The sequence below is a fragment of the Photobacterium sp. J15 genome, from assembly GCF_963870815.1.
Lineage (GTDB): Bacteria > Pseudomonadota > Gammaproteobacteria > Enterobacterales > Vibrionaceae > Photobacterium > Photobacterium marinum.
The window spans coordinates 2,647,836-2,674,649 of the sequence record NZ_CAWMUI010000001.1 but is presented as its reverse complement, the minus strand read 5'-3'; the positions used below and the strand labels follow the sequence as shown (position 1 = coordinate 2,674,649).

Here is a 26,814-nt window from a genome sequence, read left to right as displayed (position 1 = left end):
TGACAAATGATGCTTACAAAAAAAGATAGTGTGAAGGCCGTAGAGAAATTTTCAGAACAACTGGAAATTGAAGGCCGCAGCCTGTGGCAAGATGCGCGCATTCGTTTTATGCGAAATAAAGCCGCGATGTTCAGCCTGGCTATTCTGTTCCTGATCACACTGGCGGTTATCTTCGGCCCGATGTTCAGCTCTTATGCGTTTGATGATACCGATTGGTATGCTTTGCACGCAGCACCGAGTTTTGGTCCTGAAGGCCACTTATTTGGTACCGACAGTCTTGGTCGTGACCTGTATACCCGTACCCTTGTTGGTGGTCGTATTTCCCTGATGGTGGGTATTCTTGGTGCGCTGGTTGCCGTAGTAATCGGTACATTATATGGTGCGACTTCTGGTTTTATCGGTGGCCGAACCGACCGCATTATGATGCGTCTTCTGGAGATCCTTTACTCCATTCCTTTCATGTTCTTCGTTATTGTTCTGGTAACTTTCTTTGGCCGTAACATCATGTTGATCTTCGTAGCGATCGGTGCGATTTCATGGTTGGATATGGCGCGTATCGTTCGTGGTCAGACATTGTCACTGCGCAGTAAGGAATTCATCGAAGCAGCCCATGTTTCCGGCGTAAGCCGCTGGCGTATCATTACCCGCCATATCGTACCGAACGTGCTTGGTATTGTTGCTGTGTACTCAACCCTACTTGTACCGGCGATGATCCTGACAGAATCATTCCTGAGTTTCCTTGGCCTTGGTGTTCAGGAGCCTATGACTAGCTGGGGCGCATTGCTTCAGGAAGGCTCTCAGACTATGGAGGTTGCAATTTGGCAGCTATTGTTCCCTGCTGCATTTATGGTCGTAACCCTGTTCTGCTTTAACTATGTGGGTGACGGTTTGCGTGATGCACTGGATCCAAAAGACAGATAAGGACAAGTAGTTCTTTAGCTCACAGTGGTTAGCAATACGCTGAGGGCTAAAGGCGAAACGTTATAAGGAAGTATTATGAGCTTATTAGATGTCAAAGATCTACGCGTAGAATTTAAAACACAAGACGGTATCGTCACCGCGGTTAACGATCTGAATTTTTCCCTGAAAAGCGGGGAAACCTTAGGTATTGTTGGTGAATCTGGTTCTGGTAAAAGCCAGACCGTGTTCTCCATTATGGGCCTGCTGGCCAAAAACGGCATGATTAGTGGCAGCGCTAAGTTTGAAGGTCGTGAAATCCTGAATCTGCCGGAAAAGGAACTGAATAAGATTCGTGCTGAGCAGATCGCGATGATTTTCCAGGATCCGATGACTTCTCTGAACCCATACATGAAGGTGAGTGATCAGCTAATGGAAGTGCTGATGCTGCACAAGGGTATGGGTAAGACAGAAGCATTTGAAGAGAGCGTCCGTATGCTTGAGGCGGTGAAAATCCCTGAAGCACGCAAGCGTATTTCAATGTATCCCCACGAGTTTTCCGGCGGTATGCGTCAGCGCGTGATGATTGCGATGGCGCTGCTTTGTCGTCCGAAGCTTTTGATTGCCGATGAGCCGACAACTGCCCTTGATGTGACTGTGCAGGCGCAGATCATGGAGTTGCTGAATGAGCTTAAGAGCGACTTTAATACCTCGATCATTATGATCACTCACGATCTCGGTGTTGTTGCCGGTAGCTGTGACAAAGTACTGGTGATGTATGCTGGTCGTACAATGGAGTACGGTAAAATCGATGAGATTTTCTATAAACCGTCCCACCCATATACAGAAGGCTTGTTGAAAGCTATTCCACGTCTGGATACTGAAGGCGAAGAACTGCCGACCATCCCGGGTAACCCGCCTAACTTGCTGCACCTGCCTGTTGGTTGTCCTTATCAGGAGCGTTGCCATAGGGTTTCGAGTCGATGTAAGCAGGAAGCACCTGTGCTGCAGGGGTTTGATGAAGGTCGTTTACGTGCGTGTTTTTCTGATATGGGGGCGTTGTAATGGAAGCACAGAAAAAATTATTGCTGGACGTTAAGGATTTGAAAGTCCACTTCGATATCGCTCAGAAGTCAGCATGGCCGTGGACAAAACCCCTGAAACTGAAAGCGGTTGATGGTGTTGATATTCGTCTTTATGAGGGGGAAACCCTGGGCGTGGTGGGTGAGTCCGGTTGTGGTAAGTCGACCTTTGCCCGTGCTGTAATTGGCCTGGTTGAAGCAACAGATGGTGATGTGGTTTGGCTTGGTCAGGATCTGACGAAGCTCAGCCATGCCGGTATGCGCGAGAAACGTAAAGAAATCCAGATGATTTTCCAGGATCCGCTGGCATCGCTGAACCCGCGTATGACGGTAGGTGAAATTATCGCCGAGCCTTTGAAGTCCTTTTATCCGGAAATGTCTGCAGATGAAGTGAAGCAGCAAGTCAAAGGAATGATGGCGAAAGTGGGCTTGTTGCCAAACGTGATTAACCGTTACCCACACGAGTTTTCCGGTGGTCAGTGTCAGCGTATTGGTATCGCCCGAGCTTTGATCCTGAAGCCGAAACTGGTGATTTGTGATGAACCTGTTTCAGCACTTGATGTGTCTATCCAGGCTCAGGTAGTTAACCTGCTTAAATCGCTACAGAAAGAAATGGGCCTGAGCCTTATCTTCATTGCACACGATTTGTCAGTTGTTAAGCACATATCAGATCGCGTTTTGGTTATGTACCTGGGTAATGCGGTTGAATTGGGTGAAGGTGATGCGCTGTTTGCTGAGCCTAAGCACCCATATACCAAGGCATTGATGTCAGCAGTGCCGATTCCGGATCCGGCTCTTGAGCGCAAGAAAGAAATAGAGTTGTTGGAAGGCGAGTTACCATCTCCGATGAATCCGCCATCTGGCTGTGTATTCAGAACTCGTTGCTCTCAGGCATCTGCGGGTTGTGCAGAGAAAAAGCCACAGCTTCTGGGTAATGAAGTTCACTCTGTTGCCTGTCTGAATGTACATTAATTCAAGCCTGTGACAGGCTTAAAGCGCGGTGTAAAAGCCGCGCTTTTTTTTGCTTGGTTATTCCGTTTGGGAATGGGATTGGTATGGGTTATTCGACAGGGTACCAGTAACCAAGGTTGATAAGCTGAGTCAGCAGAGCCATAAAGGCCGGGTGATCCAGCTGCTTACCTAGCAGCTCACGGGTTATCTGTTCCTCATCGCACAGATAACCTGCCGTGTGGCCGCATTCAGGTGGTAGTTCAAAGCGCTCTCCGTTGATATAAAGAATATGAGGCTGTTCCGGATAATAGAAAGCACGCAGGCCACCAAGGCGCTTGATGATTTCCCCCATCCACTGTTTCAGTCTTTCTGGTTCATCAAGCAGACTGCGCATCATTCCTTCAAGAGCCCGGTATTCTGTATCAAGGATTGCACCACTGTTTTCTCGAGCTGGTAAATCCGGGTTGTGGTAGTGGGAATCGCCTATCTCGTTGGCAATAACAAAGTCAGCAAAACTGCTCAGAAGCTCTTGTTTCTTCGGTGAACGGAAGCCAACAGAGAAACTCATTGAGGTTTCGATTGCGTAACCATCATGTGGGAAGCCTGGTGGGATATATAGGATATCGCCGGGCTCAAGCGTTTCATCAATGATTGGCTCAAAGTCTTCTATTTGGCGTAGAGCAGGATGCCGACACTTTTCTTCGTAATCATCTGATTTAGGTCCGACGCGCCAGTGGCGCTTACCTGACCCCTGAATGATGAATACATCATACTGGTCGATATGAGGACCAACGCCGCCACCGGGAGTGGAGTAACTGATCATCAGATCGTCAAACAGCCAGTTTGGCAACTGGCGGAAAGGTGTAACAAGGCGAGCTGCGCCTTCATGCCAGTGGTTTGCGGCTTGGACAACGAAAGACCAGTTATTTTCTGGTACCTTATCGAAGGTTAACGGCCCGTGGTGTACATCCCACTCGTCACCGTGCTTGGCGATATAACGGGAATCGACTTCTTCTTCCATGGCCAGACCAGCCAATTCGTCGGGGCTGATAGGATCGACAAAATCATTAAATCCGCCTCTAATAACGGTCGGTTTTTTCTGCCAGTACTCGGCAAGGAATTCTTCAAATGAAAAAGTCAGCTGATACATATAGTCATTATTGTTGTTGAGCATTGCCGCGATTATAGCGCATTACTTACTAACCGTATTGGTACTTGCTGGTGGCTGTTGTTTTGAAACAAGGGGGAAGGGCTGCGTTTGAGGCAATAAAAAGGCCGACATGATGCCGGCCTTGGATAACTCATGACGTTTATGCTTTACAGCTTGTCAGTCAGCTTCACTGCATCACCGATGTAGTTAGCTGGCGTCATCTCTTTCAGACGAGTCTTTTCGTGCTCAGGAAGCTCTAGGCCGTCGATGAAGTTACGCATGCCCTCACCGTCAACACGCTTACCGCGAGTCAGTTCTTTCAGTTTCTCGTATGGTTTTTCGATACCGTAGCGACGCATTACTGTTTGTACAGGCTCAGCCAGTACTTCCCAATTTTTGTCTAGCTCAGCCTCAAGTGCAGCCTGGTTAACTTCCAGCTTGCTGATACCTTTCAGAGTTGAAGTGTAAGCAATGATAGCGTAGCCACAACCTACACCCAGGTTACGAAGCACTGTTGAGTCAGTCAGGTCACGCTGCCAGCGTGAAACAGGAAGCTTCTGTGCAAGGTGAGCAAAGATAGCGTTAGCCAGACCCAGGTTACCTTCAGAGTTTTCGAAGTCGATTGGATTCACTTTGTGCGGCATAGTTGAAGAGCCGATTTCACCGGCAATTGTCTTCTGCTTAAAGTGGCCCAGTGCGATGTAGCCCCATACGTCACGGTCGAAGTCCAGCAGGATAGTGTTGAAGCGTGCAATAGCATCAAACAGTTCAGCGATGTAATCGTGTGGTTCGATCTGGGTTGTGTACGGGTTCCAAGTCACACCAAGAGATTCAGTGATGAACTCTTCGCTGAATTGGTGCCAGTCAATATCTGGGTAAGCAGAAAGGTGTGCGTTGTAGTTGCCAACAGCACCGTTGATTTTCGCTAGAATTTCAACGTTTTTGATTTGCTTGAATTGACGCTCCATACGGTATGCAACGTTTGCCATTTCTTTACCCATTGTTGATGGGGAAGCTGGCTGACCGTGGGTACGAGAAAGCAGAGGTACTTCGCGGTATTCGTTTGCCAGAGCTTTAATCGCATCGATGACGTTGCGAATTTCAGGCAGGATTACTGTCTCACGTGCTTCGTGCAACATGAGTGCATGGGAAGTATTGTTGATATCTTCAGACGTACATGCAAAGTGAATGAATTCGTTCACTGCGTGTAGTTCTGGTACTTCTGCAACTTTTTCTTTCAGGAAGTATTCAACAGCTTTTACGTCGTGGTTAGTTGTGCGTTCGATTGCTTTGATTCGAAGCGCATCTTCTTCACTAAACTCAGCAGCAATACGGTCAAGGAACGCGTTTGCTTCGTCGCTGAATGCAGGAACTTCCACGATAGCATCAGTAGCAGCCAGTTTTTGTAGCCAGCGGATTTCAACGATGGTGCGGTACTTAAGCAGGCCGAATTCGCTGAAGATGCTGCGAAGTACACTTGTTTTACTTCCGTAGCGACCGTCTACCGGGGAAACAGCAGTCAATGCTGACAGTTCCATGTTGCTCTCTCCTGATTAATTAGAGGGTTAATACAATGTGTTACAAAGTCGCCGGGCTGTATCTGTAAAAGGTTTACGACACAGGCCGGGCGACAAAAATGAACATGCCGGATAAGGGCAGGCTCAATTAAAAAGGTTAGCAGCGGGCCAGCAGGATTTTCGCTTGCTCGACCATTTGCTTGCGACCAAAGATCAGGTGACGACGCTTACCGCCAACCTGACGCCACAGTACTGCTGAGCGAATAGCAGCCAGCAGCAGGGCTCGCACTTTATGCTGAACGCTTTGCTGCTGCAGGTGCGCCGGTGTGCCTGTAACCTGGATACGAGGTCCCAGCGGGCTGATGATATCAAGGTAAATGCTGGCCAGGTTGCTGATCATTTGGTCTTCAAGCAGCTCGAAGTGATCAACCTGACGTTTCGCCGTATCAATTCGGTCACCCAGTTGTGCCATGCTGTCACGACGGCTGGATAACTTACGTTCCAGTGCCATAACGCTGACCAGATAACGCGTAATTTCATTGCCAGACGGTGTATTGTCGATTTCGTCTGACAGCGTTTCCAGGCCAATGCGCAAATTCGATTCGCTACCGAAAATTTCCAGAGTATTTGCCGGGTCAGTAACAAGAATACTGTTAAGGCAAGCGTCCAGCGCATCGTTGTCACAGTGGCCGTCGCGGGCCACTTTCTGGACAAGTTTTACTGCCTGGCAAATACCTGCAAATGCGATAGTACGGTCATATAAAGTGTGTGCCACGTGCGACAACTCCTTTAGATTCGCTTCTCAATAATACCGCCACCCATACATACGTCGCCGTTGTAGAACACAGCAGACTGGCCCGGTGTTACAGCAATTTGAGGCTCATCAAAGATAACTTTGATGTTTTCATCATCGATAGGGATGATGGTACATGGGATATCTTGCTGTCGGTAACGGGTTTTCACTGTGCACTTCAGCGTTTCACGGATAGGCTGGCGATCAACCCAGTGAAGCTGGGAAGCAATAAGGCCTTCTGATTTCAGGCGCGGATGATCTTTACCCTGGCCAACAATCAGTACGTTGCGCTCAACATCTTTGTCGACAACGTACCATGGGTCTTCACTGCCGTTACCGCCTTTCTGTCCACCGATATGCAGGCCTTTACGTTGGCCCAGAGTGTGGTACATCAGTCCCTGGTGCTCGCCGATCTCTTTACCTTCGGCGGTCTCAATCTTGCCTGGCTGTGCCGGCAGGTATTTACTCAGGAACTCAGTAAATTTACGCTCACCGATAAAGCAGATACCGGTTGAGTCTTTTTTCTTTGCAGTTACAAGACCTTGTTCTTCAGCAATGCGGCGAACTTCTGGTTTCTCCAGTTCACCTACCGGGAACAGGCTGCGCGCGATTTGCTCGTGGCTCAGCGTGTACAGGAAGTAACTCTGGTCTTTGTTATTATCGACACCGCGAAGCATTTGTGGCTTCTCGCCTTCCTGAGTCGGGAAGCTGCGGCGAGTGTAGTGACCCATCGCAATGTAGTCGGCTTCCAGCACTTCATCGGCAAACTCCAGGAATGCCTTGAACTTGATTTCTTTGTTGCAAAGAATGTCAGGGTTCGGAGTACGGCCTGCTTTGTATTCAGCAAGGAAGTACTCGAAGACATTGTCCCAGTATTCAGCTGCAAAGTTGATGGTGTGCAGGTGAATACCTAGTTTGTCACATACAGCTTGTGCGTCTGCGAGATCCTCTGCTGCTGAGCAGTACTCTTCATTATCGTCTTCTTCCCAGTTCTTCATGAACAGGCCTTCCACTTGGTAGCCCTGTTGAAGCAGCAAGTAAGCGGATACAGAGGAATCAACGCCGCCGGACATGCCGACAATGACTTTTTTCTGGCTGTTATCTGACATATTTCTCTTCAATCATTAATGGTGTTAAGAGCGTAATTCTAACAGAAAGCTTTTTACTGAAACAGAGCGAGAGCAGAATCACACTTTAATAATTTTATTGGCTTTTTTGATCTCTGTTCACCATCGTTTTTTCTTGGCTCTAAGCCAGCATGAGCCAAGAATAATAATGTCTTTGTTCTTAACTAGTTACTTTGCTTTAAATTTCACGCAAACGTTTGCGTGGTGGTATGATAGTAGATGCCAGTGAGAATGTGTAGCTTTTTTAAATCAAAATGGGAGAGCTGCCGACAACAGTTGTCGGCAGGTAATTGTTTGATCAGAAGTTATTCGCCGTTAGTCGGGAGCTTAACTTCACGCCATTCGCCCGGCGCAAGCCCGTCAACTGTCCAGTCGGCCATTTGGTAACGGATCAGACGCAGGGTAGGGAAACCGATATGCGCAGTCATGCGGCGAACCTGACGGTTACGGCCTTCTTTTAGAGTGATTGCCAGCCAGGTTGTCGGAATATTTTTTCTTTCACGGATCGGCGGAACGCGATCCCATACCGTTGGCTCCTCCATGCGCTCAACGCCAGCAGGTAAAGTCGGCCCGTCTTTTAGGGTGACGCCTTTTCGGAGTTGATCGAGCTGCTCTTCTGTTGGTGAGCCTTCGACTTGAACCCAATACACCTTTGCCTGCTTGGATTTCGGCTGGGTCAGTCGTGCCTGGAGGACGCCGTCGTTAGTCAGAACCAGTAGACCTTCGCTGTCTTTATCCAGCCTTCCTGCCGGGTAAATGTCTTTTACAGGGACGAAATCAGACAGTGTTTTATCTCCCGGTTCGCCGGTGAACTGGGTCAAAACGTTATATGGTTTGTTAAATAAAATGATCTTCTGCGGTCCACGAGGACGTTTAGGTTTATTAATTCTTCTTGATGTTCTACGCTCATTAGTTGAACGTCTTTGTTGACGAGGTGAGGTGTTTGGCTTCATAAATAGCGTGTTATACAAGGAATACTAAGTTGACGGGCATATTATACGCGAAAAACATCCTGAGTGGCGTATCGATAAAATTTCAAGTATGATTTGCGCGCATCTTACAAAAAGATAACAAATGGACGCTAGGAGATTTAAATGGATAGTAAAGTAATTGTACCAGCAAATGGTCATAAGATTACTCTGGACGCACAAGGTAAACTGGTCGTTCCTAACAACCCGGTTATCCCATATATTGAAGGTGATGGTATCGGGGTTGATGTAAGCCCTGCAATGATTAAAGTTGTCGATGCGGCTGTAGATAAAGCCTACGGCGGCGACCGTAAGATTGAATGGATGGAAATCTATACGGGTGAAAAATCTACACAAGTTTATGGCGAAGATGCCTGGTTGCCTCAAGAAACCCTGGATTTCATCCGAGAGTACAAAGTTGCAATTAAAGGACCGCTGACTACCCCGGTCGGTGGTGGTATCCGCTCTCTTAATGTGGCTCTTCGCCAAGAGCTGGATCTGTATATTTGTGCTCGTCCTGTTCGTTATTTTGAAGGTGTACCAAGCCCGCTTAAGCAACCTGAACTGACTGACATGGTTATCTACCGTGAGAACTCGGAAGATATTTATGCCGGTGTTGAATATCAGGCCGGTACAGAAGAAGCAGATAAAGTTATTCAGTTCCTGCAGGAAGAAATGGGTGCTACCAAAATCCGTTTTCCACAGCAGTGTGGTATCGGTATTAAGCCTGTTTCAGAAGAAGGAACAAAACGTCTGGTTCGTGCCGCTCTTCAATACACGATCGATAATGATCGTGACTCACTGACCTTGGTTCACAAAGGCAATATCATGAAGTTCACCGAAGGTGCCTTTAAGGACTGGGGCTATGAAGTTGCTGCTGAGTTCGGTGCAGAGCTGCTGGATGGTGGTCCGTGGATGGTGATGAAGAATCCGAATACCGGCAAAGAAATTATTATTAAAGACTGCATTGCCGATGCATTCCTGCAGCAAATCCTGCTGCGTCCTGCCGAGTATGACGTGATCGCAACTATGAACCTTAACGGTGACTATATTTCTGATGCTCTTGCTGCGCAGGTTGGTGGTATCGGTATCGCCCCGGGTGCCAACATCGGTGATGGTGTGGCTCTGTTTGAAGCGACACACGGTACTGCTCCTAAGTATGCTGGTCAGGATAAAGTTAACCCTGGCTCTCTGATCCTTTCGGCTGAAATGATGCTGCGTCATATGGGTTGGACAGAAGCTGCTGATTTGATCATCAGCTCGATGGAAGCGGCTATCAGCAACAAGACCGTAACTTATGATTTCGAACGTCTGATGGATGGTGCGACACTCCGTAAGTGTTCTGAATTTGCTGACGATATGATTGAGCAGATGAAGTAAGTCATACCGACTTTGAATCATCACGAAATGCCCGGCCTTGGCCGGGCATTTTTGTTTGATGCCAAACAGAACAATAATCGATCCAATCAGAGTGTTATTACCCGTTTGAGAACAGCCCAAATTAATGGAGATATAGTGGCTCGACATCAAAGCTATCGTATTAAATGATTGAAATTGAGACGGTACCCCTCATTTTTACTATGAGTGACTGAACGTTGATGTTCGCAGTGAGATTTTAGCTTATGATAAAAGGTGATTGGGTAAATAGCCTGGGATTGTTTATAAAAATGTTAATAAATGAAGGTGAAAATATTCATTAATTATTCACTGTTGGAACTTGTTTTTCGCCCGGAACCGGTGTCGAGTAGAGAGTGATAGCCTCTTAAGGCTGCGAAGTATTTGTATCAGGTAAAGAAAAGGCGAGCCTTTTGCTCACCTTTTGGAAATGACGTACAAAGTTGAAGTGGTTTACTTCATAGCATCAGCTTCAACCGGGACTATCTCTTTGGCATGGTAACCTTTTGGCCCAGTTTCAACCGTATAGTTGACTTGTTGGCCCGCTTTGAGAGTTCGGTAGCCATCCATCTGGATAGTTGAATAGTGTGCAAAAATATCGCCTTCACCGTCTTCTGGGCAGATAAAACCGAAGCCTTTTGCGTTGTTAAACCATTTAACTGTACCTGTTGCCATGCTTTACATCCCTCTTTGCATTCAAGTTCCATTTTGCATTAGTAGCCACTTCTTTTAACACGATTTGCATACTAATGCTATTTTGATGCAGTTAATATCAAATACAGGTTACACTTTAGTAAAATGAGCTAGACAGTCAAGTGCATATTATAACATTTTCATAAAATGCGTGGTTGTACGTGAGATGATGTAGCAAGCACTTGAACAAATGACTAAGATGAGACTATGAGCAAGTTATATGAATGGATTATTCCTGAGTCTGATGTACTAGACGAGGAAGAGACTCAGGTTAAGCCGCCATCGATGTATAAAGTAATTTTAAACAATGATGATTACACTCCGATGGATTTTGTGATAGAAGTGTTACAGAAGTTCTTCTCCATGGATCTGGAGAAAGCAACACAGTTGATGCTTACTGTGCATTATGAAGGGAAAGCAGTATGTGGAACCTTTACCGCTGAAGTCGCCGAGACGAAGGTGGCACAAGTGATGATGTATGCAAAGGAGCATGAACATCCGCTACTGTGTACGATGGAAAAAGCCTGACTTTTTCCGGCACACCATAATTAAGTGGTATTTAGGGGAGGTGCCTTATGCTAAACAAAGAACTTGAAGCTAGCTTGAACGGTGCTTTTGCACGAGCGAGAGAAAAGCGCCATGAGTTTATGACTGTCGAGCATTTGCTCTTGGCATTGTTGGAAAATGCCGCAGCGCAAGAGGCACTGTTAGCTTGTCGTGCGGATCTGGATAAGCTGCGTAAAGAGCTTGATTCATTTATTGAGCAGACCACACCTTTGATTCCGGCAGATGATGAAAGCCGTGAAACTCAGCCAACACTGAGCTTCCAGCGTGTTCTTCAACGTGCGGTTTTCCATGTTCAGTCTTCTGGTCGGAGCGAAGTGACCGGCGCGAATGTGTTGGTGGCGATTTTCAGTGAACAGGAATCTCATGCAGCTTATCTGCTTAAGAAGAGTGACATTAGTCGCCTTGATGTCGTTAATTACATTTCTCACGGTACAGTTAAAGACAGTGATAACGACGATCTGAATGGCCCTGATGTGGGCGGTGATGAGCCGCGTGCAGAGCAGGGTTCGGAAGATAAACTGGAAAATTTTGCGACTAACCTGAACCAGTTGGCACGTGCGGGTGGTATCGATCCGTTGATTGGTCGTGATTTTGAACTTGAACGAACGGTACAGGTACTGTGCCGACGCAGGAAGAACAACCCGCTTCTGGTAGGTGAAGCCGGGGTGGGTAAGACTGCGATTGCTGAAGGTCTGGCTTGGCGCATTGTTGAAGGCCAGGTGCCGGATATCATCAAAGATTGTGTGATTTACTCGCTGGATATCGGTTCATTGCTTGCCGGTACTAAGTATCGCGGTGATTTCGAGAAGCGTTTCAAAGGCATCTTGAAGCAGCTTGAAAAAGAAGAGCATGCCATCCTGTTTATTGATGAAATCCATACTATCATTGGTGCCGGTGCAGCTTCTGGTGGCCAGGTGGATGCGGCTAACTTGATCAAACCGCTGTTGAGTAGCGGTAAGATCCGCTGCATGGGTTCAACGACTTATCAGGAATACAGCAATATCTTTGAGAAGGAACGTGCGCTGTCACGCCGCTTCCAGAAGATTGATATTGTAGAGCCGTCACTGGATGACACCACTAAGATCCTGATGGGGCTGAAGCCGAAGTACGAAGCTCACCACGAAGTTCGCTTTACCAATAAGGCAATTCGTGCGGCAGTTGAATTGTCGGCCAAATACATTAATGAGCGTCACCTGCCGGATAAGGCAATTGACGTTATTGATGAGGCGGGTGCTCGCTGCCGTCTGGCTCCGGCCAGCAAGCGTAAGAAAACCGTTAATGTCAGCGACATTGAGGCAATGATTGCCAAAATGGCGCGTATTCCAGAGAAATCAGTATCATCGAGTGATCGAGATGTTCTGCAGACTCTGGATGAGAAGCTGAAAATGCTGGTGTTCGGTCAGGATGAGGCTATCGATGCTCTATCTGAAGCTATTAAGCTAAGCCGTGCAGGTCTGGGGGAAGAGAATAAACCTGTTGGTTCATTCTTGTTCGCCGGTCCGACCGGTGTCGGTAAGACAGAAGTAACCGTTCAGCTTGCTCGCACACTGGGCATTGAACTACTGCGCTTTGATATGTCTGAATACATGGAGCGCCATACTGTGAGCCGTCTGATCGGTGCGCCTCCGGGTTATGTTGGTTTCGATCAGGGTGGTCTGTTGACTGATGCGGTTATTAAGAGTCCGCACTCTGTTGTACTGTTGGACGAAATCGAGAAAGCTCACCCGGATGTCTTCAACCTGCTATTACAGGTTATGGATAACGGTACGCTGACTGATAACAACGGTCGCAAAGCGGATTTCCGTAACGTTATTTTGGTGATGACAACCAACGCTGGTGTGACAGAGACAGTACGTAAGTCGATCGGTTTGATCCAGCAGGATCACAGCCATGATGCGATGTCTGAAATCAAGCGAGTGTTTACGCCGGAATTCCGTAACCGTCTCGATGGTATCATTTGGTTCAACCATCTTGAAAAAGAGGTTATTTCTCAGGTGGTGGATAAGTTCATTGTTGAACTGCAGGCTCAGTTGGATGCCCGCGGTGTTTCAATGGAAGTGTCTGCGGCTGCCCGCGAGTGGTTGGCAAATAAAGGCTACGATAAATCGATGGGTGCTCGTCCGATGGCACGGGTAATTCAGGATAACCTTAAGAAGCCAATGGCTAATGAGTTGTTATTCGGCGAGTTGGTCAACGGAGGCTCTGTGCGAGTTGACTTGGTCGATGACAAGCTGGATTTCCAATTCAGCAGCGAGATGGAACCTGTTCATTAATCGCTACTAAGTAATAAAAATAACCGCCTTTATGGCGGTTATTTTTTACGCTGATTCACGTGATTATCATCCAGCTTGATGGGCTGAATGGATTTTCAGATAAAATAAAACCCGGCCTTCATGCCGGGTTTTATTTTGTCTCTTTAATCTTGGTACAAGATTAACGCGCGCGGAAGACGATGCGGCCTTTAGACAGGTCGTATGGAGTCAGCTCCACAGTCACCTTGTCACCAGTAAGAATACGGATGTAGTTCTTGCGCATTTTACCAGAGATGTGAGCGGTAACTACGTGACCGTTTTCCAGCTCAACGCGGAACATAGTGTTAGGTAGTGTATCAAGTACAGTACCTTGCATTTCAATTACGTCTTCTTTTGCCATTGAATCCTCTTAGGCTACCAGCCATTCTTCTGATCGGGCTGGATAATGCCTCGAAACTGTTTAAGTGTAAAGTTTAGGCCGCAATTTTACCCTTGCTCTAATCCTTTGTCAGCTACTGTGACCTATTAAAACGTATTTTCTCCATTTTTTTGCCGAATTGGGTACTACGTAAACACAAATCAATGTAATGAATGTTTATTGCCAGTGACCATCAAGTAGTTTCTGGTAAGGCTTGAAGCGAACTTTATAGTTCATTGCCTTGCAGTCATCGATTTGGTAGCCGGGGTAGAGCCATTTTCTGTCGGTTAGCTGGCAGTATCTGATTTGATACAACACACAAAATGTACCGAGAGATAAATGATAGTCGGGGTCGAAAAAACTGTATACCGCACTGAGCGCGTCATGAAACACATCTGTGACAGCAACGGCCACTAGAGTATCGTTTTCATAGACGTGCAGGAACAGAGTATCCATCCACTCTGCGGTACAGAAATCATAGAATTGCTCACGGTTGGCCGGGTACATACTCCCTTTAGCATGTCGGGCCCGGATATATTTTTCATAGAGCTCAAACCAATTGTTATCGAGCTCGTTTTTAAATTCCCAGCGCAGCTGTTTCATCTGATTTAGCTGTCGTTTCTGGCTTTTGGATGGTGTGAAGTGTTCACAGTCAATCCGGAGTGGAGTGCAAGCATGGCATTGTTGACACATCGGACGATAAACGGCGGTGCCGCTGCGACGGTATCCCGAGGCAATCAGTACGCCATAACCCGGTGCTGTCAGCCAGTGATGATCCATCACAACGCCTAACTGCTCTTGTTCATCTGGTAAATAATTACACGGCGACACAGGGGTAAGGCCAATCCGAAGTGAAAGTTTGTTATAGCTTGTCATGATTATGCCTGATATAGCTCCCGCGGTTGGAAACAGCCTTCTTCAAGTATGGCATCTCTTTGCAATTGTAAAAATTGCATAAAAGGTCCGCGTTCAATTTCGACAGCGCCGAGTGAAGCAAGGTGGTCGTTCATGATTTGACAGTCGATCAGAGTGCCGCCATGAGCTGTGAAATGCTGACAAAAGATCCACAGGGCTATTTTCGAGGCGTTATCTGCCAGCGAGAACATAGACTCACCACAAAAAATGGTGCCGACCTGAATGCCGTATAAGCCCCCGATTAGTTTGTCGTCGCGCCAGACTTCCACTGAGTGACAGTGCCCGAGGTTATGCATCAGTTGGTAGGCCTGTTTCATTTCATCGGTGATCCAGGTCTCTTCCGCACCACGGCTGTCGGCACACAGTCGAATTACTTCGTGACAGGCTTTATTCAGGGTGACCTGATATCCTGATTTTCGGAAGTACTTACGCAGGCTTTTGCTGGGCTTAAACTGATCCGGAAGAAAGATGGCACGGGGGGCCGGGCTCCACCAGAGAATGGGTTCACCATCGGAATACCATGGAAAGATACCGTGACGGTAGGCTGAGAGCAGTCGTTCCGGGCGTAAATCACCACCAAATGCCAATAAGCCGTTGGGTTCATCCAGGGCCGTTTCGGTCACCGGGAATTGAATATGTACCGGGTCAAGCTCCGGTAAGTAAATTGCCATAAGTTCTGTATATCTGGTTTCGATAATAGTGTTGCCGCCCTGAAAAACTGTCGGAATATTTACCGCATGCTATCTCTGTTTATCAGGTCGGTCAGAGCATAAAATAAGGATAAATTACCAGTCTCGGGGAAATTATAAAATGAGAAGGCTATTAATGTTACTGCTATTACTACCAATAGCTGTAACTGCTGCACCGTATAACCGAAATGAAGCCCGTACCGTCAATCAGGTAGTCTTCGGGGAAGTTGATTCCGTTCGCTATATTTCCCATCAGGAAGTAGTGAACTCACAGCGTAATGGCTGGGAAACCTTGTTAGGTGGTGTTATCGGTGGCCTGGTGGGGAATCAGTTCGGTGGCGGCAGTGGACGTGAAGTAGCGACAGCTGTTGGTGCGGTTGCCGGAGCCAGTATTGCTCACCATCGTCAACCGACTCAGAAAATTGTGAATTACCGCCTGGTTGAAATTTTGATTAAAGCAGAAGACGGAAAGTTGATTGATGTAATACAGGATGTTGATCAGCAAATGCTTTTCCAACGTGGTGACAGTGTCCGGATACTGTATTTCGACGACGGTGTCAGGGTTGATAAAACATTCTGATACTGAAAGAAAAACTAAAAAGCGAGAGCCATTTGGCTCTCGCTTTTTTTGTTTCAACGGATCTTAGATTCGGTTACACAGTTCAGTATAGCGGCCATTCAGTGCCAGCAATTCAGTGTGTTTACCGCGCTCAATGATTTCCCCTTCGTCCATCAGGCAAATCTGATCCATCTCTTCAAGACCGACCAGGCGGTGGGTGATGAACAGAACGGTTTTCTCTTTTGCATGCTCGATCAACAAAGAAATGATCTGCTGCTCAGTTCGGCGATCAAGACCTTCGGTTGGTTCATCCATCAGCAGGATAGGGGCATCATGCAACAGAGCACGGGCAATCCCGATACGACGACGCTCACCACCGGACAGCTGACGACCACCTTCTCCAAGCCATGTATCCAGACCTTTACCTTTAAGCAGGGTCTCAAGGCCGACTTTCGTTAGTACCTTGCTGAACTCTCCATCTGAGCCCTCAGGTTTTGCCATCAGCAGGTTTTCACGCAGGGTGCCGTTAAAGATGTCCACTCGTTGGCTGACGACTGTGATAGCCTGACGTAGCGAAGCTTCCTGCCACTTCGGCAGCTCAACACCATCAATACTGATTTTACCTTGCTGTGGATCCCAGTTACGAGTCAGTAGTTGAAGCAGGGTGGATTTACCACAACCGGTACGGCCGAGGAGAGCCAGTTTCTCGCCCTGTTTCAGGCTGATAGAAATGTTCTTCAGCACAGGTTGGTCACTGCCGTAGTAGGTATAACTGATATCGTCGATAGCAATATCACCGTTAACCTGAGCCTCGTGGCCTTCTGGATCAAACGGCGTATCAGGTGTTGCTTCAATGATTTCATTGAGGCGGCGTGCTGAAGTCAGCGTTTGTCCCAGATACTGGAATGCACCGGCAACCGGCATCATCAGTTCAAAGCTTGCCATGGTTGCGAAGGCCACCATAGCAACGAGCGGATCCGGTGTTCCTCCGCCGATACCATCAGCGGCAATCCAGGTGATCAAGACTAAAGTCCAGCCTGTTGCTGCCATCAGGATAGCATTGGCAAGACCGGTCAGGCTGGCCATCTTTCGTTGCGCTGCCAGAAGGGCATCCTGCTCAGACAGAGCCTGTTCACGATAGCGCTCTTCAGCATTAAACAGAAGTAACTCAGCTTGCCCCTGAAGCCAGTCAAGCAGCTTCACCCGATAATTGGCTTTGGCATAGGTCAGCGCTTCACCATTGGTTTTACCCAGGCGGTAGAAAATAACCGGTAGCGAAAACATCAGCAGCAGCAGGATAAAGCCCAGCATCAGTCCGATAGTCAGGTCAAACCAGGCAAGAAAAGCCGTTATCGTAAGCAGACCGATAACTCCCACAATCAGTGGGCTGACAAGACGCAGGTAGACATGATCCATCGCATCGACATCCGCAACCAGGCGGTTTAGCAGATCGGCATCACGAAGGTTTGCCTGACGACCTGGGATCAATGGTGTCAGCTTGCGGAAGAAGAACAGGCGCAGGTCTGCCAGCAGCTTGAAAGTCGCATTGTGGCTGACGACACGTTCGCCCCAGCGACCGGCAGTTCGGGCCATCGAAAAACCACGGACACCGGCTCCCGGCAGCATGTAGTTGAACGTCTCACGGGCGATCGTCAAACCGGCAACAGCCGATGCGGCAATAAACCAGCCGGACAACGTCAGTAGGCTCATTGCAGACAGCAGGGTTGCCAGGCCAAGCAGCATACCCAGTGTCAGGCCGAACCAGTGTTTACGATATAGTTTCAGGTAAGGGATTAAATCACGCATCGAGATCCCTCTTGTCAGTATTAGCCAGCATGTCAGCCAGTAATCCTTGGTGTTTAATGTGGTCGAAGTGACCGTTTTGTACCAGCTTGCCGTTTTCCATCACCAGAACCCGATCCATTACTGAAAGCTGGTCAAGTCGATGGCTGACCATCAGGGTCGTTTGTCCTTTAGTAGCCATGGCAAGACTGTCCAGAACCAGATGTTCACTGTTGGCATCCAGGCTGGCTGTCGGTTCGTCCAGCAGCCAGAAGCCACCGTTTTGCAGCATGGCACGGGCAACAGCAATTCGTTGGGCCTGACCGACCGACAGACCTCCGGAGCGATCACTGACCTGATGCTGGTAGCCTTGTTCAAGGCGACCGATAAACTCATCGGCATAGGCCAGGCGTGCGACCTGGCTGACGTGATCATCTGTTGCTAATGGGTTACCGAGTGTAATGTTGTCGCGTACTGAGCCATGCACCAGTAGTGGGTTTTGACCGACCCAGCTGATAGTCTGGCGCCATTCGCTATGGTCCAGCTCTTTCAGTTCGATGCCGTTAATTTTCAGGTTGCCGCGGTATGGCAGAAAACCGAGCAGGGCATTCAGCAAACTGGTTTTACCGGCACCACTTGGACCGACAAGCGCAATTTGTTCCTGGGAGTTAATATCAAAACTTAACGGACCGGCCAGAACCTGACCCTGAGGGCTTAATACTTCAAGGTTTTCTGCGTTGATTTGAATCGTTTCCGGCGATGGCAGTTCTTCTGAACCTGCCGACATCTCATCCGCTTCGGTATTCAGGAATTCAACAATGGATTCCGCTGCACCGATAGCCTGTGCTTTAGCGTGGTAGAAGGTGCCCAGATCGCGCAGAGGCTGGTAGAACTCTGGTGCCAGAATCAGGATAAACAGTCCGGTAAATAGTGAAACTGACGTACCGTAGTGACCGAAATCCAGCTCACCGATATAAGTGAAACCGAAGTAAACGGCGACGATCGCCACCGAAATGGCAGAGAAAAACTCCAAAACAGCAGATGAAAGAAATGCCAGCCGAAGTACTTCCATGGTGCGCTTGCGCAATACATGCGATGCGGCATGCAAGTTCTCAGCTTCAACTTCAGCACGGTTGAACAGTCGAAGTGTAGACAGACCTTGCAGGCGGTCGTAAAAATGCCCGGACAGGCGTTGTAGTGCTTTGAAGTTGCGTCGGTTGGCATCAGCAGCCCCCATCCCGACCAGAGCCATGAAAATAGGGACCAGTGGCGCAGTGATTAGGAAGACCAAACCTGCTGCCCAGTTCAGCGGGAACACGGCAAACAGGATAACCAGTGGAACCAGTACCGCAATCGACATTTGTGGAATGTAGCGAGCGAAGAAATCCTGCATTTCTTCAACTTGTTCCAGCACCAGGCTTGCCCATGTACCGGCAGGTTTGCCTTTCATGTAGGCAGGGCCCAGGGCGTGTAATCTGTTCAGAATAAGTTGGCGGATGTGGAGACGAATTTGTTCGCCACAGCGGTAGCCGCAGATTTCACGTCCCCAGCTACAGACGGCCCGAAGACCAACAATGACAATCAGGCCGAAAAAGCTGCCGACCAGCTGATATTTGTCAGTATGTTCGATGATAAGTTGGTGAAGGATATGTGCTAAAAAGGCTGCCTGACCAATAAGCAGCAACCCTGAAAGGAAACCAAGCCCGACACTTAGCATCAGCCAGCGTTTAGCCAGTTTGCTCTGTGACTTCAACCACTTGGTTAAATCGCGTTGTAATTTTTTATCCATAAGAATTCTTGAGCTGCGACGGGCAGCTATCAGAAAAAGAGAAGGCTCATTTGCGGCCGCTTCAGGTAAAAGCGGCCAGATTTATTATTGTTGTTCTTCTAAGGCATCCAGGAAGCGCTCAGCATCGAGTGCCGCCATACAACCAGTACCTGCCGAAGTAATTGCCTGGCGGTAGGTATGATCCATAACGTCACCAGCAGCGAAAATACCGTCAACACTGGTTTGTGTCGCATTACCTTCAGTGCCAGACTGAACCTTGATATAGCCATTAGCCATTTCAAGCTGACCTTCAAAGATTTGTGTATTTGGCTGGTGGCCGATTGCAATGAAGGCTCCCATTACATCCAGATCTTCGGTCGTCTCAGACTGAGTATCTTTGATACGAACGGCGGTAACGCCCATGTCATCACCCAGCACTTCGTCCAGTACTCGGTTGGTATGCAGGACGATATTTCCATTCTCAACCTTGTCCATCAGACGCTTGGTCAGAATTTTCTCTGAACGGAATGTGTCACGACGGTGGATAAGGTGAACTTCAGAAGCAATGTTGGAAAGGTAAAGTGCTTCCTCAACGGCAGTGTTACCACCACCGACAACGGCAACTTTCTGATTGCGGTAGAAGAATCCGTCACAGGTTGCACAGGCAGAAACACCACGGCCTTTGAAGTTTTCTTCCGACTCCAATCCTAGGTATTTTGCCGAAGCGCCGGTAGCAATGATTAACGCATCACACGTGTACTCACCATTATCGCCTTTTAGGCGGAATGGACGCTGGCTGAAGTCTGTTTCGCTGATATGGTCGAAGATGATTTCAGTCTCGAATTTTTCAGCGTGCGCCTTCATTCGTTCCATCAGCGCCGGGCCAGTCAGGCCTTCCGCATCACCAGGCCAGTTTTCCACATCAGTGGTTGTCGTTAACTGACCGCCTTGCTGCATTCCTGTTACCATCACCGGATTTAGGTTAGCGCGGGCTGCATAGACAGCGGCTGTGTAGCCAGCCGGACCAGAACCAAGGATGAGCAGTTTACAATGTCTTACGTTACTCATTACTTCTCCAGGCTGAAATGAGATTATTATCATGTAGAAAGCTGATTGTAGGTAAATTAATGGCGTAATGAAAGAGTCCCAAGTCTGTCTCGCCCTGATGATGACATGCTTGGTAAGGATTCGTTGTGAAGCAAGGTCGCTGAAAATAGAAACGGGAAACTTGAAAAAGCTTCCCGAAAGTTAGAAGTTGCTATTTATCAAAAGGATAAGTCAGTGCATGCTTATCGCTACTGCCGGGTCTGTAAAATGCAGGTCGAAGGCTTCAGCGACTTCCTTATAGGTGACTTTTCCTCGCATGATATTTAGCCCGGCAAGGAAGCCCGGATCATCAAGCAGCGCTTGCTTGTAGCCAAGCTGAGCCAGTTTAACCACATAGGGAAGGGTTGCGTTATTCAGAGCAAAGGCTGATGTTCGGGCTACAGCTCCCGGCATGTTGGCCACGCAATAGTGAACGACATCATCAACAATATATATCGGCTCAGTATGAGTCGTTGGCTTCGATGTTTCGAAGCATCCACCCTGATCAATAGCGACATCGACTAAGGCTGAACCTGCTTTCATCATCTTTACGTGCTCTGAGGTAATGAGCTTTGGCGCAGCCGCTCCGGGGATAAGCACAGCCCCGATAATGGCATCCGCTCCGGGTACCAGCTTATCGATAGCCTCGTCGGTGGAATAGACAACTTTGGCCTTGCCTTGAAATTCCCGGTCAAGGGCCCTGAGTGTATCCAGGCTGCGATCTAGAATAGTGACATCTGCCCGCATTCCCACAGCCATCCTTGCCGCATTGGATCCGACAACACCTCCACCCAGAATAATGACCTTCGCCGGTTCTACCCCCGGAACACCGCTGAGAAGCAGTCCTCGTCCCCCCTGAGAATTCTCTAAAGCCTGGGCGGCAGCCTGGATAGACATTCTGCCGGCGACTTCCGACATCGGGGCTAATAACGGCAATCTTCCGTAATGATCCGTGACTGTTTCATAAGCGATACAGATAGCTTTGCTGTCGATTAAGTCTTTTGTTTGTGGAAAATCTGGTGCAAGATGGAGATAAGTGAATAAAATTTGTCCTTCGCGGAGCATAGCTCTTTCTTCTGCCTGAGGCTCTTTTACTTTGACAATCATCTCTGATCTGGTAAAAACTTCTTTGGCAGTTGGAATAATAGAAGCACCGGCAGCCTGGTAGTCTTCATCAAAAAGACCAATACCTGCACCGGCATTGGTTTCGATGAGTACCTGATGGCCTAAGGAAACTAGTTCACGAACACTGCTGGTGACGAGTCCGACTCGATATTCGTGATTTTTGATTTCTTTGGGAACGCCAATGATCATCCTGCTTCTCCCTTGGCATCGTAGTTCTAATTGCTATTGACAAGGTTGTAAATGCGAAGATAAAGGCAGTATAGTTTGACTATCAGAGTATTTGATTCTAAAAATTAAAAAGTTGTAGTATATTTTTTTGCAAGGAAGTAAGAAGGTGGAATAAAAAATGGTAGATACCAAGAAGAAACCATCCAAGGAATTGGATAGAATTGACCGTAACATCCTGAATGAACTGCAAAAAGACGGTCGTATTTCAAATGTCGAGTTATCTAAACGTGTAGGTTTGTCTCCAACTCCATGTCTTGAGCGTGTTCGCCGATTGGAACGTCAGGGTTATATCAGCGGCTACACTGCGCTGCTAAATCCTCAGTTCCTTGATGCCTCTCTTTTGGTATTCGTCGAAATTACGCTTAATCGTGGTGCCCCGGACGTATTTGAACAGTTTAACAAATCTGTTCAGGAGCTTGAGGATATCCAGGAATGTCACCTTGTTTCCGGTGATTTCGATTACCTTCTCAAGACCCGTGTATCGGATATGTCAGCCTACCGTAAGCTGTTGGGTGAAACCCTGCTGCGCTTACCGGGCGTGAACGATACTCGTACCTATGTTGTAATGGAAGAAGTTAAGCAGACCAATAACCTGGTTATTAAGACTCGCTAATTTCTGCAACATCACCGTCTTAACGGTCAATAATCAAGCGGCTTCGGCCGCTTGATTTGTTTCTGCATCTTATCAATTTTTCTGTTGAGTTGATGTGATTAAAAGTTGAGCGCTTGTCGGGCTAATTGACACAGGGATGAACTTATCTGAAGCGATCGCGTTTACAATAGGATAAGCGCTATGTTGAGGGATGGTTTTTATCGTCCTTTACATCTCTTTATTAGTCAAAAAGTGATGCTAAGTAGTATAAGATAGTGCGATAGATTTGAAGCCGCCTGAATGATTGCGGGAGAACCGCCGAACTATCCTGACATGCACAAGAAGCGGATAGTGCAGGGGATAGCTATCGGTTCAGGCGAAAAATAAGAAGATAGTTACACCGGAGTGTTTTTTGAGGAAAATTAAAGGCAAACAGCAGCCCAAATCGCGCCTTTCAGGAGGGCAGCGCCTGCTAGAAAGCTTTTTGATCCTGGGGATTTTAGCCGCCATTTTTATCATGATTGCCCTCGTCAGTTTTGACCCGGCTGATCCTTCGTGGTCGCAAACGGCCTGGGAAGGGCCGGTGCAGAACAAGGCAGGCGCTTTGGGTGCACTAGTTGCTGACACCTTCCTGTTTACTTTGGGTTCTCTGGCTTACCCGCTACCAGCTGCAATAGTTTTGGGGGCCTGGATTCTCTTCCGTCGCCGTGAAGAACGTAAATCTATCGATTACATGATTTACGGAACCCGTTTACTGGGACTTCTCCTGCTTTTCCTTACCGGCTGTGGTCTGGCAGACCTGAATTTTGATGACATCTGGTATTTCTCATCAGGTGGTGTGATCGGTGATGTGGTCTCCAATATGGCCTTGCCGATATTCAATATCCTCGGAACGACTCTGGTTCTGATGTTCTTTTGGGCTGTAGGTTTCACGCTGTTTACCGGCATTTCTTGGCTAACGGTTGTTGATACCTTAGGTGAGACGGCGTTGAAGGCTTTTGCATGGTTGTTTAATAAGTTTCGCTCTGACAAATCAGAAACTTTGACGCCGTTTGCGGCTGAAATTCCGGATGAGAAGCAGACATCTTATGCCAGTCAGCTTTCTCCTGAGCCGGAGCTTGCACATGATGCTGATGATGTCCTGCTGGCTCCAAGTAAAGACAAAGCCGATGACGTATTAGTTTCTGATCATAAAGAACCTTTGCTGAATGATACTGACTGGAGTCATGAATCATCAGAACCTAAGATTGTGATGCCGGAGCGAGCTAGGTCTGTCACAGCTCAGCACCCGGAACCTGTTGTTGAGCAGCATGATAGTGCAACACTGGTTGCTGAAGCGCCGACAGCCGTTCCTGAACCGCAGGCCCCTGTGACCTCAACCACGCAAGCAAAAGGTATGACAATCGCCGAGCTTGAGCGTGAACTCGAGCGGGATGAAAACTTCACTGTTTATATGGAAGAAACTGAGGTTTCTGACTTCTCCGAACAGCAGGCTATTGAGCCACCACTGACTGTGGAAGATGTTCAGCGAGAGCGGGAACCGCAGCCTGAACCAGTGATTCATACACCAGAATTGCAGTCACCAGTGGCAGAACCTCAACCTCTTAACAGCCAGTCAGAGCCTGTTGATGCGCCCGTTTTCGCCTCAACTGAAGTCCTGAATCCGATACAGGAATCTTTGGTTGAATCCCCTGAAGAATATTCACATTCAGTTCAGGCTGAGTCCGTAGTATCAGAACCTGTATCAGAGACGATAAGCGAACCGATACCTGAACTGGCTACTGAACAGACAACTGAACTGGTATCAACAACGAATGTTACTAATACGGTTGCTGTTGAAGAAGAACAGGTTCCGGCTATCAGTCATGATATTGAAATTGGTGTCCAGGACGGTATGTCTGAGCTCGAGCGCGCCTCTCAAGAACAAGATGAAGAGGAAATGAGCGATGAAGAAGCCTTCCTGAAGAAAATCCGGGATGCACAAAAAGCTGAGGCTCATGCTGCTGGCCTTGATAATCCGTTCCTAATGAAGAAAGAGGCGGATCTGCCTGTTCCCACATCACCGATGCCAACGTTGGATCTGCTGGCGCCGGCCAAACAGAATGTTCAGCCGGCTAGTGAGGAAGAGCTAAAGCAGACGGCGATGCTTGTTGAAAGTAAACTGGCTGATTACAAGATCAAAGCTAAAGTGGTCGGTGTATATCCGGGACCGGTTATCACCCGTTATGAGTTGGATCTGGCTCCGGGAGTTAAGGTTAGCCGCATTTCCGGGCTGGCAAAAGACCTGGCGCGTGCATTGTCAGCTTCTGCGGTTCGTGTGGTTGAAGTCATTCCGGGCAAGCCTTATATCGGTCTGGAACTACCGAATGTAAATCGTGAAACCGTGTATATGTCAGAAGTGGTGGGTAGTGAGCGCTTCCAGAAAATGAAAGCTGCACTGCCGATCGTTTTGGGCTACGACATTGCCGGTGAAGCGATTGTTGCTGATCTGAGTAAGATGCCGCACTTGCTGGTGGCAGGTACGACAGGTTCAGGTAAGTCGGTTGGTGTGAACGTTATGATTGTGAGCTTACTTTATAAGTGTAAGCCTGAAGACTGCCGCTTCATCATGATTGACCCGAAAATGTTGGAACTTTCAATTTATGAAGGGATCCCGCATCTGTTGACTGAAGTTGTTACTGACATGAAAGATGCCAGCAATGCGCTGCGTTGGTGTGTTGGTGAAATGGAGCGTCGTTATAAGCTGATGGCAGCCGTCGGTGTTCGTAACCTGGCCGGCTTCAATGCCAAGCTGGAAGAGGCAGCCGCTGCTGGTCACCCAATCCATGATCCTTTGTGGAAGCCTGGTGACAGTATGGATGAATATCCGCCACGACTGGAAAAAATGCCGAGTATCGTGGTGATTGTTGATGAATTTGCCGACCTGATGATGGTGGTCGGTAAGAAGGTGGAAGAACTGATTGCTCGATTGGCTCAGAAAGCACGTGCTGCCGGTATCCACCTTGTGTTGGCGACTCAGCGCCCGTCGGTTGATGTTATTACTGGCTTGATCAAGGCAAATATTCCAAGCCGTATGGCCTTTACCGTATCGACCAAGACTGACTCAAGAACCATTCTTGATCAGGGCGGAGCTGAATCTTTGCTTGGTATGGGTGATATGCTTTATCTGCCAGCAGGTCAGAACCATCCGGTGCGCGTTCACGGGGCGTTTGCTTCCGATGACGATGTTCACAACGTAGTAAACGACTGGAAAGCCCGCGGTAAGCCACAGTATATCGATGGTATCCTCAATGCCGATCAGGGGGCTGAAGGCCTGCTGCCTGGTGAGACTCCGGTAGGTGGTGATGACGATCTGGATCAGTTGTTTGATCAGGTTGCCGCGTTTGTTGCTGAAAGCCGTCGTGGCTCAGTTTCTGGTGTCCAGCGCAAGTTTAAGATCGGTTATAACCGTGCTGCGCGAATTGTTGAGCAGTTGGAAGCTCACGGCATTGTCAGTGCGCCGGGACATAATGGTAACCGTGAGGTATTGGCTCCGCCACCGCCACCACGAGACTAAATGGAATCACTACAAGGTAAAAAGAATGATTAAAAAAGTAGTCATGGGTTTGCTGGTCGCAGCGCCTGTCTTATTGTCATCTGCCGCATGGGCCAACCCTCAGCAGGAGTTGAGTGCTCGCTTGAGCAAGGTGAATGCCTTCAGTGCCGATTTCAAACAAAAGGTTGTCAGCCCGGAAGGTGATCTGTTAGTTGAGGGCGAGGGAGATGTCGCTATTCAGCGTCCGAATCTTTTCCGCTGGAATACCGTGGTGCCTGATGAAAACCTGTTGATCTCTGACGGCAGAACGTTGTGGTATTACAGCCCTTTTGTTGAGCAGGTGACGGCGATGTGGCTGAAAGATGCAACTGAGCAGACGCCGTTTGTGCTGTTAACTCGAAACAGCGCTGCCGACTGGGAAAAATACAATGTCGCTCAGACTGCCGATACGTTTACTCTGACGCCAAAAGACAAAACGGTTCAGGGCGGTAAATTTGTCGTAACAGTTGCCCAGAACGGTGAAGTGCGAGGCTTTACTGTAGTTGAGCAAGATGGTCAGCGTAGTAACTTCAGTTTCAGCAAATTTACTGCTCGCACGCCAGCCGGTGACCTGTTTAAGTTCACTCCGCCAAAAGGTGTCGAGCTGGATGACCAGCGTAATTAATATGTTTTAGAGCTGAGCCTCTGAAAGTAAAACTTCTTTAAAACTGGTGGTACTTGATACC

Annotated in this window: 23 protein-coding genes; 10 read left to right on the top strand and 13 right to left on the bottom strand. The window is 48.1% G+C overall.

Going from position 1 to position 26,814, the window contains the following annotated elements:
* Positions 1-9 precede the first annotated feature (9 nt).
* From oppC to oppF, 3 genes are all read left to right on the top strand, one after another.
* A complete protein-coding gene (oppC, locus tag AACQ93_RS11960) occupies positions 10-921 on the top strand; it encodes an oligopeptide ABC transporter permease OppC (RefSeq protein WP_036800490.1) in 912 nt (303 codons plus the stop codon).
* Positions 922-996: 75 nt separating this feature from the next.
* A complete protein-coding gene (locus AACQ93_RS11955) occupies positions 997-1,962 on the top strand; it encodes an ABC transporter ATP-binding protein (protein ID WP_064605225.1) in 966 nt (321 codons plus the stop codon).
* A complete protein-coding gene (gene oppF / locus AACQ93_RS11950; RefSeq protein ID WP_064605224.1) occupies positions 1,962-2,951 on the top strand; it encodes a murein tripeptide/oligopeptide ABC transporter ATP binding protein OppF in 990 nt (329 codons plus the stop codon). Before AACQ93_RS11955 ends, oppF begins: the two co-directional genes overlap by 1 nt.
* Before the next feature lie 88 nt (positions 2,952-3,039).
* Here oppF and AACQ93_RS11945 read toward each other — a convergent pair whose 3' ends face one another.
* The 5 genes from AACQ93_RS11945 to rluE form a co-directional block, all read right to left on the bottom strand.
* Positions 3,040-4,080, bottom strand: a complete 1,041-nt coding sequence (locus tag AACQ93_RS11945) for a ribosomal protein uL16 3-hydroxylase (RefSeq protein ID WP_064606685.1) — start codon at positions 4,078-4,080, stop codon at positions 3,040-3,042.
* 167 nt (positions 4,081-4,247) lie between these two features.
* Positions 4,248-5,618, bottom strand: a complete 1,371-nt coding sequence (gene purB, locus AACQ93_RS11940; protein WP_007467298.1) for an adenylosuccinate lyase — start codon at positions 5,616-5,618, stop codon at positions 4,248-4,250.
* A gap of 136 nt (positions 5,619-5,754) precedes the next feature.
* Positions 5,755-6,372: a high frequency lysogenization protein HflD gene (gene hflD, locus AACQ93_RS11935; RefSeq protein WP_007467295.1), complete on the bottom strand. Its 618-nt coding sequence runs from the start codon at positions 6,370-6,372 to the stop codon at positions 5,755-5,757.
* A gap of 14 nt (positions 6,373-6,386) precedes the next feature.
* Positions 6,387-7,499, bottom strand: a complete 1,113-nt coding sequence (gene mnmA / locus AACQ93_RS11930; protein WP_007467293.1) for a tRNA 2-thiouridine(34) synthase MnmA — start codon at positions 7,497-7,499, stop codon at positions 6,387-6,389.
* A 323-nt stretch (positions 7,500-7,822) separates the two neighbouring features.
* Positions 7,823-8,470 (bottom strand): 23S rRNA pseudouridine(2457) synthase RluE, encoded by a 648-nt coding sequence (gene rluE / locus AACQ93_RS11925; protein WP_036800409.1) that lies wholly within the window; start codon positions 8,468-8,470, stop codon positions 7,823-7,825.
* Positions 8,471-8,611: 141 nt separating this feature from the next.
* Between rluE and icd the strand changes: the two genes are divergently transcribed.
* A complete protein-coding gene (gene icd / locus AACQ93_RS11920) occupies positions 8,612-9,865 on the top strand; it encodes an NADP-dependent isocitrate dehydrogenase (RefSeq protein ID WP_007467287.1) in 1,254 nt (417 codons plus the stop codon).
* A 468-nt stretch (positions 9,866-10,333) separates the two neighbouring features.
* Here the strand turns inward: icd and cspD are convergent, their stop codons facing one another.
* Positions 10,334-10,555, bottom strand: a complete 222-nt coding sequence (cspD, locus tag AACQ93_RS11915) for a cold shock domain-containing protein CspD (RefSeq protein WP_036800406.1) — start codon at positions 10,553-10,555, stop codon at positions 10,334-10,336.
* Positions 10,556-10,780: 225 nt separating this feature from the next.
* On the opposite strand from cspD, the gene clpS reads away from it, so the two are divergent.
* Positions 10,781-11,101 (top strand): ATP-dependent Clp protease adapter ClpS, encoded by a 321-nt coding sequence (gene clpS, locus AACQ93_RS11910; RefSeq protein ID WP_007467283.1) that lies wholly within the window; start codon positions 10,781-10,783, stop codon positions 11,099-11,101.
* Positions 11,102-11,148: 47 nt separating this feature from the next.
* Entirely contained in the window at positions 11,149-13,413 is a 2,265-nt protein-coding gene (clpA, locus tag AACQ93_RS11905; RefSeq protein WP_007467281.1) for an ATP-dependent Clp protease ATP-binding subunit ClpA, read from the top strand.
* Between the two features lie 160 nt (positions 13,414-13,573).
* Here clpA and infA read toward each other — a convergent pair whose 3' ends face one another.
* The 3 genes from infA to aat form a co-directional block, all read right to left on the bottom strand.
* The gene (gene infA, locus AACQ93_RS11900) at positions 13,574-13,792 is read right to left on the bottom strand and encodes a translation initiation factor IF-1 (protein WP_005493784.1); all 219 of its coding nucleotides are present in this window, start codon (positions 13,790-13,792) and stop codon (positions 13,574-13,576) included.
* Between the two features lie 195 nt (positions 13,793-13,987).
* Positions 13,988-14,686, bottom strand: coding sequence for an arginyltransferase (locus AACQ93_RS11895; protein WP_064605223.1), 699 nt, complete (start codon positions 14,684-14,686; stop codon positions 13,988-13,990).
* Positions 14,687-14,688: 2 nt separating this feature from the next.
* Positions 14,689-15,396 (bottom strand): leucyl/phenylalanyl-tRNA--protein transferase, encoded by a 708-nt coding sequence (gene aat, locus AACQ93_RS11890; RefSeq protein ID WP_064605222.1) that lies wholly within the window; start codon positions 15,394-15,396, stop codon positions 14,689-14,691.
* A gap of 139 nt (positions 15,397-15,535) precedes the next feature.
* Between aat and AACQ93_RS11885 the strand changes: the two genes are divergently transcribed.
* Positions 15,536-15,994 (top strand): glycine zipper 2TM domain-containing protein, encoded by a 459-nt coding sequence (locus AACQ93_RS11885; RefSeq protein ID WP_064605221.1) that lies wholly within the window; start codon positions 15,536-15,538, stop codon positions 15,992-15,994.
* A 63-nt stretch (positions 15,995-16,057) separates the two neighbouring features.
* Here the strand turns inward: AACQ93_RS11885 and cydC are convergent, their stop codons facing one another.
* From cydC to ald, 4 genes are all read right to left on the bottom strand, one after another.
* Complete coding sequence (gene cydC, locus AACQ93_RS11880) at positions 16,058-17,779, bottom strand: heme ABC transporter ATP-binding protein/permease CydC (protein ID WP_064605220.1); 1,722 nt, start codon at positions 17,777-17,779, stop codon at positions 16,058-16,060.
* The gene (gene cydD / locus AACQ93_RS11875; RefSeq protein WP_064605219.1) at positions 17,772-19,544 is read right to left on the bottom strand and encodes a heme ABC transporter permease/ATP-binding protein CydD; all 1,773 of its coding nucleotides are present in this window, start codon (positions 19,542-19,544) and stop codon (positions 17,772-17,774) included. The genes cydC and cydD overlap by 8 nt, the downstream gene beginning before the upstream one ends.
* Before the next feature lie 84 nt (positions 19,545-19,628).
* On the bottom strand, positions 19,629-20,591 hold the full coding sequence (gene trxB, locus AACQ93_RS11870) for a thioredoxin-disulfide reductase (RefSeq protein ID WP_007467262.1): 963 nt from the start codon (positions 20,589-20,591) through the stop codon (positions 19,629-19,631).
* 210 nt (positions 20,592-20,801) lie between these two features.
* Positions 20,802-21,923 carry an alanine dehydrogenase gene (gene ald / locus AACQ93_RS11865; RefSeq protein WP_064605218.1) on the bottom strand — a complete coding sequence of 374 codons (1,122 nt, stop codon included), beginning with the start codon at positions 21,921-21,923 and terminating at the stop codon, positions 20,802-20,804.
* 157 nt (positions 21,924-22,080) lie between these two features.
* Here ald and lrp point away from each other — a divergent pair, with 157 nt between their 5' ends.
* From lrp to lolA, 3 genes are all read left to right on the top strand, one after another.
* Complete coding sequence (lrp, locus tag AACQ93_RS11860; protein ID WP_007467256.1) at positions 22,081-22,575, top strand: leucine-responsive transcriptional regulator Lrp; 495 nt, start codon at positions 22,081-22,083, stop codon at positions 22,573-22,575.
* A gap of 391 nt (positions 22,576-22,966) precedes the next feature.
* A complete protein-coding gene (locus AACQ93_RS11855; protein WP_064605217.1) occupies positions 22,967-26,110 on the top strand; it encodes a DNA translocase FtsK 4TM domain-containing protein in 3,144 nt (1,047 codons plus the stop codon).
* A 25-nt stretch (positions 26,111-26,135) separates the two neighbouring features.
* Positions 26,136-26,753, top strand: a complete 618-nt coding sequence (gene lolA / locus AACQ93_RS11850) for an outer membrane lipoprotein chaperone LolA (RefSeq protein ID WP_084419142.1) — start codon at positions 26,136-26,138, stop codon at positions 26,751-26,753.
* Positions 26,754-26,814: the final 61 nt, after the last annotated feature.

Coding starts and splice junctions, on each gene's coding strand:
- ald (WP_064605218.1), bottom strand. CDS start 21,923: ATGATCATTGGCGTTCCCAAAGAAATCAAAAATCACGAATATCGAGTC.
- AACQ93_RS11885 (WP_064605221.1), top strand. CDS start 15,536: ATGAGAAGGCTATTAATGTTACTGCTATTACTACCAATAGCTGTAACT.
- AACQ93_RS11895 (WP_064605223.1), bottom strand. CDS start 14,686: ATGACAAGCTATAACAAACTTTCACTTCGGATTGGCCTTACCCCTGTG.
- AACQ93_RS11945 (WP_064606685.1), bottom strand. CDS start 4,080: ATGTATCAGCTGACTTTTTCATTTGAAGAATTCCTTGCCGAGTACTGG.
- infA (WP_005493784.1), bottom strand. CDS start 13,792: ATGGCAAAAGAAGACGTAATTGAAATGCAAGGTACTGTACTTGATACA.
- oppF (WP_064605224.1), top strand. CDS start 1,962: ATGGAAGCACAGAAAAAATTATTGCTGGACGTTAAGGATTTGAAAGTC.
- AACQ93_RS11955 (WP_064605225.1), top strand. CDS start 997: ATGAGCTTATTAGATGTCAAAGATCTACGCGTAGAATTTAAAACACAA.
- cspD (WP_036800406.1), bottom strand. CDS start 10,555: ATGGCAACAGGTACAGTTAAATGGTTTAACAACGCAAAAGGCTTCGGT.
- lrp (WP_007467256.1), top strand. CDS start 22,081: ATGGTAGATACCAAGAAGAAACCATCCAAGGAATTGGATAGAATTGAC.
- icd (WP_007467287.1), top strand. CDS start 8,612: ATGGATAGTAAAGTAATTGTACCAGCAAATGGTCATAAGATTACTCTG.
- aat (WP_064605222.1), bottom strand. CDS start 15,396: ATGGCAATTTACTTACCGGAGCTTGACCCGGTACATATTCAATTCCCG.
- clpA (WP_007467281.1), top strand. CDS start 11,149: ATGCTAAACAAAGAACTTGAAGCTAGCTTGAACGGTGCTTTTGCACGA.
- trxB (WP_007467262.1), bottom strand. CDS start 20,591: ATGAGTAACGTAAGACATTGTAAACTGCTCATCCTTGGTTCTGGTCCG.
- lolA (WP_084419142.1), top strand. CDS start 26,136: ATGATTAAAAAAGTAGTCATGGGTTTGCTGGTCGCAGCGCCTGTCTTA.
- cydD (WP_064605219.1), bottom strand. CDS start 19,544: ATGGATAAAAAATTACAACGCGATTTAACCAAGTGGTTGAAGTCACAG.
- oppC (WP_036800490.1), top strand. CDS start 10: ATGCTTACAAAAAAAGATAGTGTGAAGGCCGTAGAGAAATTTTCAGAA.
- clpS (WP_007467283.1), top strand. CDS start 10,781: ATGAGCAAGTTATATGAATGGATTATTCCTGAGTCTGATGTACTAGAC.
- mnmA (WP_007467293.1), bottom strand. CDS start 7,499: ATGTCAGATAACAGCCAGAAAAAAGTCATTGTCGGCATGTCCGGCGGC.
- purB (WP_007467298.1), bottom strand. CDS start 5,618: ATGGAACTGTCAGCATTGACTGCTGTTTCCCCGGTAGACGGTCGCTAC.
- cydC (WP_064605220.1), bottom strand. CDS start 17,779: ATGCGTGATTTAATCCCTTACCTGAAACTATATCGTAAACACTGGTTC.
- rluE (WP_036800409.1), bottom strand. CDS start 8,470: ATGAAGCCAAACACCTCACCTCGTCAACAAAGACGTTCAACTAATGAG.